The following is an 18,274-nucleotide window of genomic DNA, read 5'->3' as shown; positions in this document are numbered from 1 at the left end:
TCACCGCTTCAACAAGCCTCTGTGATCTGTCATTATACTAGGCATGAGTCTGCCCCCCGGTTTTCTGGATGAATTACGTAGCCGAGTTTCGATCTCGTCCATCGTTGGGCGCAAGGTCACATGGGACATGCGCAAATCAAACCAGGCCAAGGGCGATTACTGGGCGCCCTGCCCGTTCCATCAGGAAAAATCCGCGTCCTTTCATGTCGATGATCGCAAAGGGTTTTATTACTGCTTTGGCTGTCATGCCAAAGGCGACACCCTGAATTTTCTGTGCGAAACAGAGAATATGGGTTTTATGGAAGCGGTCGAGGTCATGGCGCGAGAGGCGGGCATGACAATGCCGGCCCGCGACCCTCAAGCCGCTGCGAAGGCCGACCGCTTGGGCGAATTGGCCGAGGTGATGGAAGGCGCGACCCGTTTTTTCAAAACACAGCTAAATTCCAGCGCCGCAACGGCTGCGCGTGACTATTTGCGCGGGCGCGGACTGGATCAGAAAGCGCTTGAACGTTTCGAGATTGGTTTCGCCCCCGATGCACGGCAAGCACTTTGGGCACATCTGACTGGCGCGGGGGTCAGCCCTGACAAGATTATCGAGGCCGGTCTGGCGATTGCCCCGGATGACGGCGGCAAACCTTATGACCGGTTTCGCGGGCGCATCATCTTTCCGATCCGCGACACGCGCGGGCGCTGCATTGCCTTTGGCGGGCGCGCAATGGATCCCAACGCACGCGCAAAATATCTGAACTCACCCGAAACGCCTTTGTTTGACAAGGGCCGTTCGCTCTACAATGCCGGGCCTGCGCGGGCGGCATCGGGCAAAGACACGCCCCTGATCGTCGCCGAAGGCTATATGGACGTGATCGCGCTGGTTGAGGCCGGTTTTGAGGCCGCAGTCGCCCCCTTGGGAACAGCGATAACCGAAGACCAGCTGCGCATGATCTGGCGCATCTCACCCGAACCCGTCATCGCGCTGGATGGCGATCAGGCCGGATTGCGCGCGGGCTATCGGCTTATGGATCTGGCACTGCCGCTGCTTGGCCCCGAGCAATCCTTGCGGTTCTGCCTGTTGCCCGAAAAGATGGACCCTGATGATGTATTGCGCACAGGAGGCACTGGCGCGATGCACAAGTTGATCAAAGGCGCAGTGCCATTGGTCAAACTTCTGTGGCAACGAGAAACGGAGGGACAGGTTTTCGACAGTCCGGAACGGCGCGCGGGACTTGATGATCGGCTGCGCGCAGCCTTGGACAAGATCACCAACAAAAGCCTGCGCGGCCATTACGCCGAAGACTTGCGCCGCCTGCAACACGCATTCTTCAAGCCACAGCGCAGTCGCCAGACGCCTTGGTTCCCAAAGGGACGCAGTGGACCCGGATTTACCGCCCCCCCGGCACATGCGCTGCAAGCAACGCGCGCGACACTTCTGGCCAATGGCGAAGGTGCCGATATCGCTGAACGGATGCGCGAGGAAATTATTCTGGCAATCCTGCTTGTCCACCCTGCCCTGCTGGAACACTTCATGAGTGATCTGGAACGCGCAGAGATGCGCACCGCTGGCCATGAAACACTGCGTCAGGCCCTGTTGATGCTGCCTGAGCGGCAATCAGATGATCTGTTACAGATTTTGCCCGATCCAGCACTGGCAGAAGCAACACGAATATTGGAACTGGGGCATGTTGCGATTGCGCCACCAGTCCGAAACCGCAACGATGGCGATTTGGCACGCAAATGCCTTGAAGAAGAATTTGCGAAACTGTTTTCCCGTCGCGGTGTCGCCCTTGAATTGCGCGAAGCGACAGAGGATCTGGCCGATCTGGCTGATGAAGGGCTGACATGGCGGCTGCGTCAGGCCGCAGAAACGCGCAATCGCGCGGAACGTTCGCGCCTGTCAGATTCGGCGGATCTGGGCGAAGACCGCGCGGCATTATCAGGCGAATTGCAGCGCCTGATCGAATCAGAAGTCTGGGTAAAACGAAAAAAGTGACCGAATCATGACACCTACGCACGTTTCAATGTGCAAAAATGCACTCGGGAACTAGAAAATCGGCTCGCGCTTGCCTAGATAGCAGTTTGCAGGGCTTAGTTTTGGGCGATTCGTCGCGCTGATTCGTTCAACGTCCTGCCCAAGCAGTTTCGGGAGCTTCCATGGCCGCTAAAGACACTGACGACACACGCATCGAAGATCAGGAAAATGAAGCGGGGCAAACTGTAAGCCAAGCCTCTATCAAGAAGATGATCGCGCAAGCGAAAGAACGCGGCTTTATCACTTATGAACAGCTGAATCAGGCGTTGCCGCCAGATCAGGTTGCCTCGGAACAGATCGAAGATGTGATGTCCATGCTATCAGAGATGGGGATCAACATCATCGAGGATGATGACGACAGCGAAGAACCGGAAACGAAAACCGGGGAACTCGTCGAAATCGGTGGCGCGCGCGATGTAACCGTGGCGACAAGCTCTAGCGAAGAGAAGCTGGATCGCACAGACGACCCTGTGCGCATGTATCTGCGCGAGATGGGCTCGGTCGAGTTGCTGTCGCGCGAGGGTGAGATTGCAATCGCCAAGCGCATTGAAGCCGGGCGCAACACCATGATTCTGGGCTTGTGCGAGAGCCCGCTGACCTTTCAGGCGATTACCATCTGGCGCGACGAACTGTTGAACGAAGATGTATTGCTGCGTGATGTCATCGACCTTGAGGCGACCTTTGGAAATGCGCTGGAGGGCGACGAGGATGGCATTCCGGTAGCCGAAGGTCTGGCCAACGCAAGCCCGGCCGCCAAGCCTGAACGCGCTTCAGAACCCGAACTGGATGCCGATGGAAACCCGATCCAGAAGGCGGATGATGATGATGAGGATGACGATCAGTCAAACCTCTCTCTGGCGGCTATGGAAGCGGCCTTGAAACCGCGCGTGCTGGAAACACTGGACCGCATCGCACATGATTTCGACCTGCTCTCCGAGATGCAGGAACAGCGCATGAATGCGACCTTGCTGGAAGAAGGCCGCTTCACCGAAGCGCAGGAACAGCAATATCAAAAACTTCGGGCGGAAATTGTGGAATTGGTGAATTCGCTTCACCTGCATAACAACCGCATTGAAGCGCTGGTTGACCAGCTTTACGGGATCAACAAGCGGATCATGTCAATCGACAGCGCCATGGTGAAGCTGGCCGATCAGGCGCGCATCAACCGGCGCGAGTTCATCGACGCCTATCGCGGGTCTGAACTGGACCCGACATGGTGCGACCGCATGACTGACAAACCTGGTCGCGGCTGGCAGGCCTTGATGGATCGCTCTCGCGACAAGGTTGAGGAATTGCGCTCTGATATGGCGCAGGTTGGCCAGTATGTTGGCGTCGACATAAACGAATTCCGCCGCTTTGTCGGACAAGTGCAGAAAGGCGAAAAAGAAGCCCGCCAGGCCAAGAAGGAAATGATCGAAGCAAACCTGCGTCTGGTGATCTCGATAGCAAAGAAATACACCAATCGTGGGCTTCAGTTTCTTGACCTAATTCAGGAAGGCAATATCGGCCTGATGAAGGCGGTCGACAAGTTCGAATACCGTCGCGGCTACAAGTTCAGCACCTATGCGACGTGGTGGATCCGGCAGGCGATTACCCGCTCGATCGCAGACCAGGCCCGCACGATCCGCATTCCGGTTCATATGATCGAAACGATCAACAAGCTGGTGCGCACAGGGCGGCAGATGCTGCATGAAATTGGCCGCGAACCAACCTCTGAGGAATTGGCTGAAAAGCTACAAATGCCACTGGATAAAGTGCGCAAGGTGATGAAAATCGCCAAAGAGCCAATCTCGCTGGAAACGCCCATCGGTGACGAGGAGGACAGCCAGCTTGGCGATTTCATCGAGGACAAGAACGCGCTTTTGCCGCTTGATTCCGCCATTCAGGACAACCTGCGCGAAACAACAACGCGCGTCCTGTCCTCGCTGACACCACGCGAAGAGCGTGTTTTACGTATGCGCTTTGGGATTGGTATGAACACAGATCACACGCTGGAAGAAGTGGGCCAGCAATTCAGCGTGACCCGCGAACGAATCAGACAGATCGAGGCGAAAGCACTGCGAAAGCTCAAGCACCCGTCCCGCTCGCGCAAATTGCGCAGCTTTCTGGATCAGTGATCTACATATTGGTGCCGTGAGAGCCACACACGGCACCATTATTTCCACATATATGTTTGAAATACTGGACGAAATTCAATTGTCTGAGTAGGATTGTATCCTATTAGGAAATTACTATAGATTTTCGGATATTGCAGACAGTGTAAATGGGCAAAATGAGAAGCTTGCTTGTGTTGGTTCTACATCCAATAGAGGGATGATTGTGGAAATTTCAGAGATTTTCAGAGCAAACCTGCTCCGAGTGTTGCAAGAGCGTAAAGTTTCAGCTGCTTCAGTTTCAAGAAAAGCAGGGTTGAACATCCGGGCTGTGAAGGACATTGAAGAGCGTCGCGCGAAAAGCCCGCGCATTCTTACCGTTTTTAAACTTGCGGAAGCGCTGGAGGTGCCTCCAGCAGAACTGCTGGGGCTAGAAAAATGCCAATGCTCCAACTCCTCTGAGCTTAGCGAGGCTGTTGAATTCTTTTCGTCGCTGTCTCAAGAGCAGCGAGAACCTCTTCTAGCCGCGATCCGTCAGTTGATTGCGGTAGCGAAGTAAGGACAGCTTGTAATATCCTGAGTTCAAGGTGCAAACACTCTGCGCCGTGCTCGCTCTCAGGCAAAATCTGGCTGTTGGTTTTGATCTCGAACACGTTCAAGCCCTAAAGTTTGCGTTTGCCCTTGGTCAGCACTGGCCTCAAGACTGTTGCCTGATGCAGCTATAGTAAGACGAAAACATCGTCACATACAAAATATACTACATTTGCATAACATAACTTTCTCGTTAGAGTAAAACAAACTCTTGACCATGTGACTATTCTCGCGCAAGGTATCGCTTAGGTTGTATGCCCAACATACTACGTAACCTATAGGTGAGCAATATGCTGCATGACGCAAAAGTCTTTGTCGAACCCAGAGTACCCGCCATTACCGGGACTGCAGTCGCGTTCATGCCATACTCCGAAGAGGCCCGCGACGTTCAGGACTGGGCTTTCGATATGTCGAGCGTAAGCGTTGTTGTTTTGGCGAAATGTCAGGACCAGCTTGCCTGGCTGCGCAACAGGAAAGTCGAATTCGACTTTGTAGTTGTTGATATAGAACATGTTGGCGGTGTGCACGCGGCGGTTGAACTATGCCTTGGCATTCGCGCAGAATGCCCCAACAGTAGGATAATCCTGTTGTCTGATGATGCAGAGAGAGACGATTTCGGCTCTGAACGCATTGCGATTTGTGACGCGACGTTCAAAAAGCCCTTAACGCACAGCAGATTCACGGAGGCGTTGATCCGTTAACCGCGCGTCAGGCCAAAAACGACACCGACCCAAAAAGCCCGAGATCTTTCTCGGGCTTTCTTTATTCGGATCGAAGAATCATGCTTCTGCATCAATGCCTGCGGCAGCGGCGCCCGCCAAAGCAGCTTCTGCATCATTATCGGAACTGTCACCAGTGACACCGATCGCACCGACAACTTTGCCTGAAACGCGCAGCAAGACACCACCGGGAACCGGTACGACCTTGCCGCCATACACGCCATTGACGGCAGCCATGAAATAAGCCTGCGCTTCCGCACGCGCCATTTGTGCACGCCCGCCCATACCCAGCATGACTGCACCATAAGCCTTGCCATGCGCAATGCCAAACCTGCCGGGTGATGCACCATCTTCGCGCTCAAACGCAAGCACATGCCCCCCGCTATCCAGCACGATTACAGTAAGCGGTTTCAATTCCATCTCGCGCCCCTTTGCCCGGGTCGCAGCAATGATGCTTCTGGCCTGATCAAGTGATAGCGTCATTGGCTTTCCTTTCGTATTCTTTGTGCAACCGTTCCGACATAAGGGGCACGCGACAAAAACCGCCAGATCAGGCGTGGATGGCACCGTCACCACACGCAAGTGCGGCCTCGCGCACAGCTTCGGAGTAGGTTGGATGGGCGTGACAGGTTCTGGCAAGGTCTTCTGCCGCAGCGCCAAATTCCATCGCTACACATATCTCATGAATCAGGTCCCCTGCATAAGGACCAATAATATGCGCCCCGATAATGCGGTCGGTTTCCTTGTCTGCGAGGATTTTCACAAACCCATCACCGGCGAAATTCGCCTTTGCGCGGCCATTGCCCATAAAGCTGAACTTGCCAACCTTATAAGCGCGGCCCGCTTCCTTGAGGCTTTCTTCTGTCTCTCCGACCGAAGCAACCTCAGGCCAGGTGTAGATCACGCCAGGGATTACGCCGTAATTCACATGCCCAGCCTGCCCTGCCAGTATTTCAGCAACGGCCATGCCTTCATCCTCGGCCTTGTGCGCAAGCATCGGCCCCTCGATCACATCCCCAATTGCATAAATGCCATCGACGCTGGTCTTGTAATGCGCGTCTGTTGCGATCTGGCCGCGCGCGGTTATTTCTATGCCCAGATCCTGCAATCCCAGCCCATCAACAAATGGACGACGCCCCGTAGAGAGCAGGACAGTATCTGCTTCGAGCGTCTGCTCACTGTCATCCTTGCGCAACTTGTAAGTTACCTTGGCCTTGGTTTTGGTCGCTGTGGCAGATTGCACCGCCGCGCCAAGCACAAAATTCAGCCCTTGCTTGGCCAGCAGGCGCTGAAATGTTTTGGCCACTTCGGCATCATTTCCGGGAATAATCCGGTCAAGATACTCAACCACAGTCACCTCTGCGCCCAGACGTGCATAGACAGAGCCCATCTCCAGTCCGATCACTCCTGCGCCGATCACAATCAGCTTTTTCGGGATCTTGCCCAGCTCCAGCGCACCAGTCGATGTGACGATGATTTTTTCATCCACGTCCACCCCATTCAAAGGGCTGGATTCCGAACCAGATGCGATGACGATTTTCTTGGTGTCATAGGTTTGCTCACCGACCTGAACACGTCCCGGCGACAGAACCTTGGCCCATCCTTTGATCCAATCGACCTTGTTCTTCTTGAACAGGAATTCAATGCCCTTGGTGTTCTGCCCGATCACATCCGATTTGTAACCCAGCATTTTCTTCCAATCGACCTTGGGCTTGGCACCGGTCAAACCCATCGCGTCAAAATTATGCTCTGCCTCATGAAGTTGATGGGTGGCATGCAGAAGCGCCTTGGACGGAATGCAGCCTACATTCAGGCAGGTTCCACCCAGCGTCTCGCGCCCTTCGACGCAAGCGACCTTCAGCCCGAGTTGCGCCGCACGGATCGCACCCACATAGCCGCCGGGGCCAGCGCCGATGAAGATCACATCATAGGACATGGAAGATTTCCTTTCAGTTGCGGGGGAAAGGGGGCGCTTCGCCCCCCTCGGGCCCAAAGGCCCTCACCCCCCGAGGATATTTGGACAAGGATGAAGCAGCATCAGAAAAGTGCAACCACAAGTATGATCAATGTGGACAAAAACCCGACCGCCCAGATGATCGAGCGCCACGGGTTCAAGCCATAAGCATAGGCCGGGATGTAAAGGATCCGGGCGATGAGATAGGAATAGGCGCAGATGGCTGTCAGCACACTGGACTGACCCGAGATGCTGATCACTGTCGCGGCGATCGCGAAGAGGATAAGCCCTTCGAAATGATTGTTAAGCGCGCGTTGCAGCCGGGCCGTACGTTTCGACATGGGCTTGTCGGGCGGGAAATCGCGTGAGCCGCCAGTATAGCGCGTCCCGAGTTCAAGATTGGCAGGCAGAGCAAACAGAATAAACTGCACGAATTGCAATAGTGCCGCGAGTGTCAGGACAGTAAGTTCAGGGGTCATATTTGCCTTCGCCGCTGTGCATCAAGACAGGTCAGATTGCAGGATGCGGGTTTTATCCGCATCCTGCAAGACGATGACTTACAAATCCATCAACAAGCGCCGCGGATCTTCCAACGCTTCCTTGACGCGGACAAGGAATGTCACTGCGCCCTTGCCATCAACGATACGGTGGTCGTAGCTGAGTGCCAGATACATCATCGGGCGCGCGACGATCTGGCCCTTTACGACCATCGGGCGCTCCTGAATCTTATGCATCCCGAGAATCCCTGACTGCGGTGGGTTCAGGATCGGCGAAGACATCAGGGAGCCGTAAACACCGCCATTCGAGATGGTGAATGATCCACCTTGCATTTCTGCCATCGACAGCTTGCCATCGCGGGCGCGCTTGCCGAAATCACCGATCCGCTTTTCGATCTCGGCAAAGCCCATCTTATGCGCATCGCGCAGCACCGGCACAACCAGCCCGCTCGGCGTGCCCACGGCGACACCCATATGGACATAATTCTTGTAGACAACATCCGTGCCATCAATCTCGGCATTGACTTCGGGGACTTCCATCAAAGCATGGCAGCAGGCCTTCACGAAGAAAGACATGAAGCCCATCTTGACGCCATGCTTCTTTTCGAACTGGTCCTTGTATTCGTTGCGCAGCTCCATGATGCCGCCCATATCCGCCTCGTTATAGGTGGTGAGCATGGCTGCGGTATTCTGCGCTTCCTTCAGGCGACGGGCGATCGTCTGGCGCAGACGGGTCATCTTGACACGCTCTTCGCGGGCTGCATCATCGGCGGGCACCGGGGCGCGCGGGCCCTGTTGGGCTGCCGGGGTGGGCACAGTCGGCGCAGCCGCTGGGGCCGCCGCGGCCTTCTGGACGTCTTCTTTCATGATACGCCCATCGCGGCCAGTGCCAGTTACCTGATCCGACGAAAGCCCTTTTTCCGCCATCAATTTCTTCGCCGAAGGCGCATCTTCAACATCGCGCCCACCGCCGGAAGTTTGGGTGGCGGCCTGTGGTGCCGGGGCTTCTACCCCGTCCGCACTGCCTGAAATGACGGCAAGCTTGCCGCCTGCCGAAACAGTGCTGCCACTCTCGGCCAGGATTTCGCTTAGCACTCCTGCGGCAGGAGATGGCACTTCAACCGACACCTTGTCGGTTTCCAGCTCGCACAGCATCTCATCCATCGCAACAGCATCGCCGGGTTTCTTGAACCAGCTTGCCACGGTTGCCTCGGCCACGCTCTCTCCAAGCGCAGGCACCATGACATCAACGCTCTCGGACGTCGTCTTGTCAGATGGTGAAGCCGCCTTGGCAGGGGCGGCAGGTGTCGGCGCGTCAGAGCTGCCCGGCTCGGAAATCATCGCCAGAAGCGCATCCGCCCCCACGGTCTCGCCTTCCGCCGCCACGATTTCGCCAAGCGTTCCCGCAACTGGCGATGGCACTTCGACCGTTACCTTGTCGGTTTCCAGCTCGCACAGCATTTCATCCACGGCAACGGCATCGCCGGGCTTTTTGAACCATGTGGCGACAGTGGCTTCGGTCACGCTTTCGCCCAGGGTCGGTACTCGAACTTCGGTGGACATGTGTCTGTTATCCCTCGATTGTCAGCGCTTCGTTCACGAGCGCTTCTTGTTGTGCTTTGTGCTGGCTTGCAAGCCCTGTCGCGACAGATGCAGACGCAGCCCGGCCAATATAGCGCGGACGTTTGGTTGCACCGTTCAGCCGATTCAGAACCCATTCGATATTCGGTTCGATGAAACTCCACGCGCCCTGATTCTTTGGCTCTTCCTGACACCAGATGATTTCCGCATTTGGAAAGCGTTCCAGTTCTTTGAGCAAGGCCATCGCGGGGAAAGGATAGAACTGTTCGACGCGCAGCAGATAGATGTCCTCGATCCCACGCGCATCGCGTTCTTCCAGAAGGTCGAAATAGACCTTGCCGGAACACATGACCACGCGCTTGATCTTGTCATCAGGTTGCAGTTGCGTGTCACTATTGCCCTTCTGTGCATCATCCCACAGCACGCGATGGAAACTTGACCCTTCGGTAAAGTCCGCAGCCTCAGAGATACACAATTTATGGCGCAGCAGTGATTTCGGCGTCATCAACACCAGCGGCTTACGGAAACTGCGGTGAATCTGGCGGCGCAGGATATGGAAGTAATTGGCCGGAGTTGAGCAATTCGCAACAATCCAGTTGTCCTGCGCGCATTGTTGCAAGAAACGTTCCAGTCGGGCAGAGCTGTGTTCAGGCCCCTGCCCCTCAAAACCATGCGGCAAAAGCATCACCAGCCCTGACATGCGCAACCATTTGCTCTCGCCCGAGGAAATGAACTGGTCGAACATGATCTGCGCGCCATTGGCGAAATCACCAAACTGCGCTTCCCACATGACCAGCGCATTGGGTTCGGCAAGCGAATAGCCGTATTCAAACCCAAGCACCGCATATTCGGACAGCATCGAGTCGATAACCTCGTAGCGGGCCTGCCCCTCTTTGATGTTGTTCAGCGGGTAATAGCGGTCTTCGGTTTGCTGATCGACAAACGCAGAATGACGCTGCGAGAAGGTTCCGCGCGTTGAATCCTGTCCTGCCAGCCGGACCGGATAACCTTCGGTCACAAGGCTGCCAAAGGCCACGGCCTCTGCTGTAGCCCAATCGAAACCCTTGCCAGAAGCGAACATCTCTTTCTTGGCTTCCAACTGCCGGGCCACGGTCTTGTGGATGTTGAACCCTTCAGGATAGCGCGAGAGAGCTTCGCCCACTTCGGCCAGCGCTTCTTTGGAGATCCATGTTTCGCCGCGCTGATACTCTTCGCCTTCCCGGTTCAGGTGAGACCAGCGCCCGTCCAGCCAATCGGCTTTGTTGGGTTTATAGGTCTTGCCCGCCTCGAATTCATCATTGAGGAATGCCTGAAAGGCGGCCTTCATATCCTCGATTTCGCCCTCGGGGATCAGCCCGTCCGCAACGAGGCGCTCGGTATAGAGTTGCAGTGTCGATTTATGCTTCTTGATCCGGGTATACATGGCGGGGTTGGTGAACATCGGTTCATCCCCCTCATTATGCCCGAAGCGGCGGTAGCAGAAGATGTCGATCACCACGTCTTTCAGGAACTTCTGCCGGAATTCGGTCGCCACCTTTGCGGCATGAACAACCGCTTCCGGATCATCCCCATTCACATGGAAGATCGGCGCCTCAACCATCAGCGCAATATCGGTCGGATAGGGCGACGAGCGCGAGAAATGCGGTGCCGTGGTAAAGCCGATCTGGTTGTTCACAATGATATGGATCGTGCCGCCTGTGCGATGGCCACGCAGGCCAGACAGGCCAAAGCCTTCGGCCACAACACCTTGCCCTGCAAAGGCGGCATCCCCATGCAGCAGCACCGCCACGACCTGACGACGCTCTGCATCGTTCATCTGGTCCTGTTTCGCGCGGACCTTGCCCAGAACGACCGGATTAACCGCTTCAAGATGCGACGGGTTGGCCGTCAAGGAAAGGTGCACGGTGTTGCCATCAAACTCGCGGTCGGATGACGCACCCAGATGGTATTTCACATCACCCGAACCATCGACATCCTCCGGCTTGAAGCTGCCGCCCTGAAACTCGTTGAAAATGGCGCGATAGGGCTTGCCCATCACATTGGCCAGAATGTTCAACCGGCCACGATGCGGCATCCCGATGGCGACTTCCTTCAGGCCAAGTGCACCGCCGCGCTTGATGATCTGCTCCATCGCAGGGATGGTCGCCTCGCCTCCATCCAGACCGAAGCGCTTGGTTCCCATGTATTTCACATGCAGGAACTTCTCGAACCCTTCGGCCTCGACCATCTTGTTGAGAATGGCGCGGCGTCCGTTCTTGGTGAACTGAATCTCTTTGCCCAGACCTTCGATCCGCTCCTTGAGCCAAGCCACCTGTTCGGGGTCCGAGATATGCATGAATTGCAGCGCGAATGTCCCGCAATAGGTGCGCTGCAAGATGTCGATAATCTGGCGCAGACTGGCAACTTCCAGCCCCAGCACATTATCAATGAAAATGGGGCGGTCCATATCCGCTTCGGTAAACCCGTAAGACCGCGGGTCCAATTCGGGGTGCGGTTCTTCCTTGCGCATTCCTAGCGGGTCCAGATCAGCGACCAGATGCCCCCGAATCCGGTAAGCGCGAATGATCATCAACGCACGCAAACTGTCAATCACTGCGGCGCGCACTTGCTCTGTCGTCAGGGTTACACCTTGCGCCGCCGCCTTGGCGGTAATCTTCTCAGCCGCGGCTTTCGTCTCAACCACGGGCGCAGCAGTCGGCCATTCACCCGTCAGGGCCGATGTCAGATCGTCCTTCGGCTGCGGCGGCCAGTCCTTGCGCGCCCAGCTAGGGCCACTCGCCGCGCGCTGCGCATCCTGCGCCCCTTCGCCCAATGTGCGAAAGTAATCCGCCCAGACATCATCCACTGACGCAGGGTCTGCCGCGTGACGAGCCTGCAAGGCTTCGACATATGCGGCATTCTGACCTTCAAGAAAGGTCTCGCCATGCATCTGTTCGTTCGGGCTATGGTCGTTCATAAGAGCACCTCTGTGGCACTTGAGGGTTAAATCTAAGCTATTTGACGCGCGGCTCAGGGCCGAAACGGTTCTCGCCGCGCTGGCTGGGGCGGGTCATCCACCAGATGATAACAACACCCGCCACGAATTGCGCAACGGCCAGCAGCATGATCAAGGCAGGCTGTCCCGGCTGGACGCCCATCGGCATCCCGTTTGCAGGCCCGCCCTGCATCATGGCACCAAAGCCCCCCTGCATCATACTTGCAGAGAGGCTGCCCACCATGATGGACGAGATGACAACAATCGCGCTGGGAACCAACAGATACCAACCTGGCCGGCCCGTGTCCTGTAATCTGCGCCAGCCCACCGCAAGGAACGGCACGAAGACGACCAACTGGAACAATCGCACCAGCCAGTCGCCCGTCATGCCCATCACCATCTGAACCAGCGACAGCACGAATGCCCCCACAAAGACAAAGAGGAAGAACCACCAGTATTCGGGGCGGCGTGAGCGCCCCGAAAATTTCAGTGTGTTCTCAAAACCGCGCCTCACGGCTGCTGTGAAAGTCATGACTGTGCCTTTCCTGCGGACACCAGATACTATTTACCAATCGCCTTGAGAACGGCCTCACCCAGGCCCGCCGGACTATCCGCGACAACGATTCCGGCGCTTTTCATCGCTTCGATCTTGTCTTCTGCGCCGCCCTTGCCGCCAGCGACGATTGCGCCGGCATGGCCCATGCGCCGCCCCGGAGGGGCCGTGCGCCCGGCAATAAAGCCTGCAACCGGTTTCTTGCGGCCGCGTGCAGCTTCATCCTTCAGGAATTGCGCGGCTTCTTCTTCGGCACTGCCGCCAATTTCTCCGATCATGATGATCGAATGCGTTTCATCATCGGCAAGGAACCATTCCAGAACATCCAGATGCTCAGTACCCTTGATCGGGTCGCCGCCAATGCCCACACATGTGGACTGGCCAAGGCCTACATCAGTTGTCTGTTTAACTGCCTCATAGGTCAACGTCCCGGAACGTGACACCACCCCGACGGAACCGCGACGGTGAATATGGCCGGGCATGATGCCGATCTTGCAGGCATCTGGCGTGATGACGCCGGGGCAGTTGGGACCGATCAGAACCGATTTGCTTCCTTCAAGGGCGCGCTTGACGCGCATCATGTCCAGCACCGGAATGCCTTCGGTGATGCACACGATCAATTCCATCTCGGCATCAATCGCCTCAAGGATCGAATCAGCCGCGAAGGGCGGCGGCACATAAATCACGCTGGCATTCGCCTCGGTTTTTGACTTGGCTTCGTGCACCGAGTCGAACACCGGCAGGTCCAGATGGGTCTGACCACCCTTGCCCGGCGTCACGCCGCCAACCATTTGCGTGCCATACGCAATCGCCTGCTCGGAATGGAATGTGCCCTGCGAGCCGGTGAAACCCTGGCAGATGACTTTGGTATTTTTATCAACAAGAACAGCCATCGAACTTACCCCTTCACCGCTTTGACGATTTTCTCTGCTGCATCCGACAGGTTGTCAGCAGCGATCACATTCAGACCAGAACCAGCGATGATTTCCTTACCCTTCTCGACATTCGTGCCTTCCAGACGGACGACAAGCGGAACCTGAAGCCCAACCTCCTTGACCGCGGCAATCACACCTTCGGCGATGATGTCGCAGCGCATGATGCCACCGAAAATATTGACCAGAATGCCTTTTACATTCGGATCAGAGGTGATGATCTTGAAGGCCTCGGTCACTTTTTCCTTGGTCGCCCCACCCCCAACGTCCAGAAAGTTGGCAGGTTCCGCGCCATAAAGCTTGATGATATCCATCGTCGCCATTGCCAGACCGGCACCATTGACCATGCAGCCAATCTCGCCATCCAGCGCGATGTAGTTCAGGTCATATTTGCTGGCAGCAAGTTCCTTGGGGTCTTCTTCCGTCTCGTCGCGCAGCGCCAGAATGTCGGGCTGGCGATAGAGCGCGTTTGAGTCGAAGCCCATCTTGGCATCAAGGCATTTCAAATCGCCCTTGTCGGTCACAATCAGCGGATTGATCTCGACCATTTCGGCGTCGCGCTCGATGAACAGTTTATAGAGCTTGCTGACCAGATCGACGCATTGCTTGACCTGCTTGCCTTCCAGCCCCAGCGCGAATGCGACGCGGCGACCGTGGAAGCCCTGAATGCCGGTAACCGGATCAACGCTGAAAGACAGGATCTTTTCGGGCGTGTTCGCCGCGACTTCTTCGATATCCATGCCGCCTTCGGTGGATACGACAAAGCTGATGCGGCTGCTGACGCGGTCGACCAGAAGTGCCAGATACAACTCGCGCTCAATATCCGAGCCATCTTCGATGTAGATGCGGTTGACCTGCTTGCCAGCCGGTCCGGTCTGATGCGTAACCAATGTGCGGCCCAGCATCTGCTTGGCGTGTTCTTCGGCTTCACCGACAGACTTGGCCAGACGAACGCCGCCCTTTTCGCCGGCAGAGGCTTCTTTGAAGCTGCCCTTACCGCGCCCACCGGCGTGGATCTGCGCCTTGACCACCCAAAGCGGGCCATCCATCTCGCCTGCGGCGCTTTTTGCCTCTTCGGCCTTGAAAACAATGCGCCCGTCCGAAACAGGCACACCGTAAGAGCGCAGAAGCCCTTTTGCCTGATACTCATGAATGTTCATGAAACTGTCCCATATCTGCTGTTGTCTGTCCGTGCATCGCAGATTCAGTACGAAAAACAATGAAAAACTTCTGTAAAATAAGTGAATTCAGGTAAAATCGGAACTTTGTGATCACAGTTTTGAAACGTGTGATCACATTTTTCGCCAACATTAAGAACTGGTCTAAGAACAAGGGAAGAACCCGACATATCCTATAAAAAAGGCCGCGCTGTCGCGCGACCTTTTGATACGAATATCCGCCTGACGGCTTAGGCCAAGCTGGGATCAATGCCCTTGCAAGCCTCCACAAGGCCACGAACGGCATCAACCGACTTGTCGAACATGACCTGCTCGTCCTTCGTCAGCTTGATGTCGATGACCTTTTCAATCCCGTTGGCGCCGATGATCGTGGGCACGCCGACATACATGCCTTTCAGGCCGAACTCTCCGTCGCAATAGGCCGCGCAGGGCAGCAAGCGACGCTGGTCTTTCAAATAGGCCTCTGCCATTTCAATCGCGCTGGTTGCCGGTGCATAAAACGCAGAACCCGTTTTCAACAGGCCCACAATCTCTGCCCCGCCATCGCGCGTGCGCTGTACGATCGCATCAAGCTTGTCCTGGCTGGTCCAGCCCATCTCGATCAGGTCTGGCAGCGGAATGCCTGCAACGGTCGAGTAACGCACAAGCGGCACCATCGTGTCGCCATGCCCGCCCAGAACGAATGCCGTGACATCACGCATCGACACTTTAAACTCAAGGCTCAGGAAATGACGGAAACGTGCCGAATCAAGCACGCCCGCCATGCCGACAACCTTGTTATGCGGCAGGCCCGAAAACTCGCGCAGCGCCCAGACCATTGCATCCAGCGGGTTGGTGATGCAGATCACAAAGGCATTCGGTGCATGTGCTGCAATGCCTTCGCCCACGGATTTCATGACCTTCAGGTTGATGCCCAACAGGTCATCGCGGCTCATCCCCGGCTTGCGCGGGACACCGGCGGTAACGATGCAGACATCCGCACCCGCGATATCGGCGTAATCATTGGTGCCTTTGAAACTGCCGTCAAACCCCTCGGAAGGGCCGGATTCAGCAATATCGAGCGCCTTGCCCTGTGGTGTGCCTTCGGCAATGTCAAACAGGATAACATCGCCAAGTTCCTTGATCGCGGCAAGATGGGCAAGCGTGCCGCCAATCTGTCCCGCACCGATCAGTGCAATTCTGGGTCTGGCCATTCGTGATCTCCGGATCGTTTATGTGACGCGCCTTGCCTAGTGCCTTCCTCTCTCTGACGCAAGAGCATCACATGAATGAGAGGGTATCAGCCTTGGTGATAGCGCGCACATGGCTGGTCTTCTGGGTTATCCTTGAGTGTCTATTGTGTGGACTTTGCAAATAGGGCCCTGCCCTTGCGCCAGACTCCTGCGCCGCGCGATGATGGTTCAGCGTTCCGTCAGCTTCAACTCGATCCGGCGGTTGCGCGCACGGGCCTCTGGCGTGTCCGCAGTATCGACCGGGCGGTATTCCCCGAACCCTGTTGCTGCCAGCCTGCGCGGATCGAACCCCAACTGGTCGGTCATGAACCGCACAACCGACAATGCACGCGCCTGGCTAAGTGCCCAGTTGTCGCGCCATTCCGCCCCCGGCCCAAGCGGGATGTCGTCAGTATGTCCGTCCACCCGAAGGATCCAGTCAATTTCCGGGGGGATACTATCAGACACCTCGCGCAAGACATTGACGACATTGGCAATCTGCGCCTGCCCCGCAGGTGCAAGCGTGGCAGACCCTAGCTGAAACAGCACCTCGGAGGAGAAAACGAACCTGTCGCCCACAATCTCGATCTCGTCCCGCCCTTCAAGCACATCGCGCAAGCGGCCAAAGAATTCTGACTGGAACCGCTCCAGCCGCTCGCGCTCGGCGGCTTCCAGATTTGCGCGCGCGCGCTGTTCGACGGCCAATTGTGCCAAGGCCACATTCAAATCCGAACCAAGGCTTTCAATCTGGGTTTGCGCGGCCTCTTCGCGGGCGCGGACATCACCCAGCAAATCCTGCAAGCTGCCCACCTGCCCCCGCAAAGCGGCGACCTGCTGGTTCAGAACCTCTAGCCTGCGTTGATCTGCCAGTGATTGCGCATCCCGTTCTGACAGGCTTTGTTCCGCCATGGCGCGCAGCGCGGCAAGGCGCTCTCGCTCCGATATTTCGGCTTCAAGCGCGGCTTCTGCTTCGGCCTGCCCCTCCCGTGCGGCGGCCAGCAAGGTCAGCGTCTCCTCGGCGCGGCGGCGTTGCTCCTCCAAGGCAAGCGTCATAGCGGTCAATTCGGCATCTGCATCTTCCAGGCGCGCGCGCAGCGCTTCTGCCGCAGCGGCATCGGCCAGGCGGCGGCGCTCCTCCGCACTCAACTCTGCCTCCACCCCGGCAAGCCTTGCGCGCAAGGCTTCCGCCGCTGCACGTTCGACCAAAGCGACATTTGCAGCCGCGTCAAGATCACTGCGCAGTTCAGCCTCAACCCGCGCCTGATCCTGCACCCGCTCTTCGGCCGCCGAAAGCTGTGCGGCAAGCTGGGCAAGCGTTGCTTCTTGTGATGCGGTGTCGGCCTGCATCTGCGCCAGCGCAGCCTCGACCGCTTCGGCGCGCGCAGCAGCAAGGCGCGCGGCCTCGGCCTCGGCGTCCATCTCTTCACGCAGCGACGCCAATGCCAGCGCCATCGCGTCCCGTTCTGACAAAAGCTGGTCTTGCGCGGCTTCCAGTTCGGCCAGATCCGTGCTTAGGGCATCGCCACGTGCGACAGCGGCATCGCGCGATGAAATCAACGCTGCAACCTGTGCTTCAAAATCTGTGATCCGGGCCTGTGCTGCATCAAGCGCCTGCTCGCGCGCAGCCAGATCGTCAGTTAAGCTAGAAACCTGCGCCATTTGCGCAGCAGCCAGCGCGCGCGCCTGCTCCAGATCGCTGGACAAGGCGCCGACCTCGCCTTCCAAAGTGGCCACGCGTGCACGCGACAGGCCCAAGGCATCGGCAAGCGAAGCGACTTCGGCAGAAAGCCCCTCAAGCTGGGTATCTTGTGCGGTAATCGTGTCGCGCAGCACAAATTGCACGATCATGAAGATCGACAGCACAAACATCAGCACCAGTAAAAGCGCGGTCATCGCATCGACGAAGCCGGGCCAGATGGCCCCACTTACATCGCGCCGCTGCCCTGATCTGCGCGCCAGCGCCAT

At 56.8% G+C, this 18,274-nt stretch carries 14 protein-coding genes; 4 read left to right on the top strand and 10 right to left on the bottom strand.

Features of this window, described 5'->3' with window-relative positions; genetic code table 11:
* The first annotated feature begins 43 nt into the window (after positions 1 to 43).
* The 4 genes from dnaG to EV660_RS11420 all read left to right on the top strand — a co-directional run bounded on the left by dnaG (position 44) and on the right by EV660_RS11420 (position 5,411).
* Complete coding sequence (gene dnaG / locus EV660_RS11435) at positions 44 to 1,987, top strand: DNA primase (RefSeq protein WP_071480573.1); 1,944 nt, start codon at positions 44 to 46, stop codon at positions 1,985 to 1,987.
* Positions 1,988 to 2,148: 161 nt separating this feature from the next.
* The gene (rpoD, locus tag EV660_RS11430) at positions 2,149 to 4,143 is read left to right on the top strand and encodes an RNA polymerase sigma factor RpoD (RefSeq protein ID WP_071480572.1); all 1,995 of its coding nucleotides are present in this window, start codon (positions 2,149 to 2,151) and stop codon (positions 4,141 to 4,143) included.
* A gap of 196 nt (positions 4,144 to 4,339) precedes the next feature.
* Positions 4,340 to 4,678, top strand: coding sequence for a helix-turn-helix domain-containing protein (locus tag EV660_RS11425; protein ID WP_071480571.1), 339 nt, complete (start codon positions 4,340 to 4,342; stop codon positions 4,676 to 4,678).
* A 322-nt stretch (positions 4,679 to 5,000) separates the two neighbouring features.
* A complete protein-coding gene (locus EV660_RS11420) occupies positions 5,001 to 5,411 on the top strand; it encodes a hypothetical protein (RefSeq protein WP_071480570.1) in 411 nt (136 codons plus the stop codon).
* Positions 5,412 to 5,489: 78 nt separating this feature from the next.
* Here EV660_RS11420 and EV660_RS11415 read toward each other — a convergent pair whose 3' ends face one another.
* From EV660_RS11415 to EV660_RS11370, 10 genes are all read right to left on the bottom strand, one after another.
* Complete coding sequence (locus EV660_RS11415; RefSeq protein WP_071480569.1) at positions 5,490 to 5,912, bottom strand: GlcG/HbpS family heme-binding protein; 423 nt, start codon at positions 5,910 to 5,912, stop codon at positions 5,490 to 5,492.
* A 67-nt stretch (positions 5,913 to 5,979) separates the two neighbouring features.
* Complete coding sequence (gene lpdA, locus EV660_RS11410; protein WP_071480568.1) at positions 5,980 to 7,365, bottom strand: dihydrolipoyl dehydrogenase; 1,386 nt, start codon at positions 7,363 to 7,365, stop codon at positions 5,980 to 5,982.
* 101 nt (positions 7,366 to 7,466) lie between these two features.
* Positions 7,467 to 7,862 carry an MAPEG family protein gene (locus EV660_RS11405; RefSeq protein ID WP_071480567.1) on the bottom strand — a complete coding sequence of 132 codons (396 nt, stop codon included), beginning with the start codon at positions 7,860 to 7,862 and terminating at the stop codon, positions 7,467 to 7,469.
* A gap of 78 nt (positions 7,863 to 7,940) precedes the next feature.
* Complete coding sequence (gene odhB, locus EV660_RS11400; protein WP_071480566.1) at positions 7,941 to 9,443, bottom strand: 2-oxoglutarate dehydrogenase complex dihydrolipoyllysine-residue succinyltransferase; 1,503 nt, start codon at positions 9,441 to 9,443, stop codon at positions 7,941 to 7,943.
* 7 nt (positions 9,444 to 9,450) lie between these two features.
* On the bottom strand, positions 9,451 to 12,417 hold the full coding sequence (locus EV660_RS11395) for a 2-oxoglutarate dehydrogenase E1 component (protein ID WP_071480565.1): 2,967 nt from the start codon (positions 12,415 to 12,417) through the stop codon (positions 9,451 to 9,453).
* 37 nt (positions 12,418 to 12,454) lie between these two features.
* Entirely contained in the window at positions 12,455 to 12,967 is a 513-nt protein-coding gene (locus EV660_RS11390) for a DUF805 domain-containing protein (RefSeq protein WP_071480564.1), read from the bottom strand.
* A gap of 29 nt (positions 12,968 to 12,996) precedes the next feature.
* The gene (sucD, locus tag EV660_RS11385) at positions 12,997 to 13,881 is read right to left on the bottom strand and encodes a succinate--CoA ligase subunit alpha (RefSeq protein WP_071480563.1); all 885 of its coding nucleotides are present in this window, start codon (positions 13,879 to 13,881) and stop codon (positions 12,997 to 12,999) included.
* Between the two features lie 5 nt (positions 13,882 to 13,886).
* Positions 13,887 to 15,080 (bottom strand): ADP-forming succinate--CoA ligase subunit beta, encoded by a 1,194-nt coding sequence (gene sucC / locus EV660_RS11380; protein ID WP_071480562.1) that lies wholly within the window; start codon positions 15,078 to 15,080, stop codon positions 13,887 to 13,889.
* 248 nt (positions 15,081 to 15,328) lie between these two features.
* Complete coding sequence (gene mdh / locus EV660_RS11375) at positions 15,329 to 16,291, bottom strand: malate dehydrogenase (protein WP_071480561.1); 963 nt, start codon at positions 16,289 to 16,291, stop codon at positions 15,329 to 15,331.
* A 207-nt stretch (positions 16,292 to 16,498) separates the two neighbouring features.
* The gene (locus EV660_RS11370; protein ID WP_071480560.1) at positions 16,499 to 18,274 is read right to left on the bottom strand and encodes a peptidoglycan -binding protein; all 1,776 of its coding nucleotides are present in this window, start codon (positions 18,272 to 18,274) and stop codon (positions 16,499 to 16,501) included.

Origin of the sequence: Roseinatronobacter bogoriensis DSM 18756 (genome assembly GCF_004366635.1) — a bacterium.
Taxonomy (GTDB): Bacteria; Pseudomonadota; Alphaproteobacteria; order Rhodobacterales; family Rhodobacteraceae; genus Roseinatronobacter; species Roseinatronobacter bogoriensis.
The sequence above is the reverse complement of the archived record's forward strand: the minus strand, read 5'-3'. Positions and strand labels throughout refer to the sequence as shown.

Excerpts from the sequence above, each read along its gene's own strand:
- dnaG (WP_071480573.1), top strand. The coding sequence starts at position 44 with ATGAGTCTGCCCCCCGGTTTTCTGGATGAATTACGTAGCCGAGTTTCG.
- rpoD (WP_071480572.1), top strand. The coding sequence starts at position 2,149 with ATGGCCGCTAAAGACACTGACGACACACGCATCGAAGATCAGGAAAAT.
- EV660_RS11425 (WP_071480571.1), top strand. The coding sequence starts at position 4,340 with ATGATTGTGGAAATTTCAGAGATTTTCAGAGCAAACCTGCTCCGAGTG.
- EV660_RS11420 (WP_071480570.1), top strand. The coding sequence starts at position 5,001 with ATGCTGCATGACGCAAAAGTCTTTGTCGAACCCAGAGTACCCGCCATT.
- EV660_RS11415 (WP_071480569.1), bottom strand. The coding sequence starts at position 5,912 with ATGACGCTATCACTTGATCAGGCCAGAAGCATCATTGCTGCGACCCGG.
- lpdA (WP_071480568.1), bottom strand. The coding sequence starts at position 7,365 with ATGTCCTATGATGTGATCTTCATCGGCGCTGGCCCCGGCGGCTATGTG.
- EV660_RS11405 (WP_071480567.1), bottom strand. The coding sequence starts at position 7,862 with ATGACCCCTGAACTTACTGTCCTGACACTCGCGGCACTATTGCAATTC.
- odhB (WP_071480566.1), bottom strand. The coding sequence starts at position 9,443 with ATGTCCACCGAAGTTCGAGTACCGACCCTGGGCGAAAGCGTGACCGAA.
- EV660_RS11395 (WP_071480565.1), bottom strand. The coding sequence starts at position 12,417 with ATGAACGACCATAGCCCGAACGAACAGATGCATGGCGAGACCTTTCTT.
- EV660_RS11390 (WP_071480564.1), bottom strand. The coding sequence starts at position 12,967 with ATGACTTTCACAGCAGCCGTGAGGCGCGGTTTTGAGAACACACTGAAA.
- sucD (WP_071480563.1), bottom strand. The coding sequence starts at position 13,881 with ATGGCTGTTCTTGTTGATAAAAATACCAAAGTCATCTGCCAGGGTTTC.
- sucC (WP_071480562.1), bottom strand. The coding sequence starts at position 15,080 with ATGAACATTCATGAGTATCAGGCAAAAGGGCTTCTGCGCTCTTACGGT.
- mdh (WP_071480561.1), bottom strand. The coding sequence starts at position 16,291 with ATGGCCAGACCCAGAATTGCACTGATCGGTGCGGGACAGATTGGCGGC.
- EV660_RS11370 (WP_071480560.1), bottom strand. The coding sequence starts at position 18,274 with ATGGCGCTGGCGCGCAGATCAGGGCAGCGGCGCGATGTAAGTGGGGCC.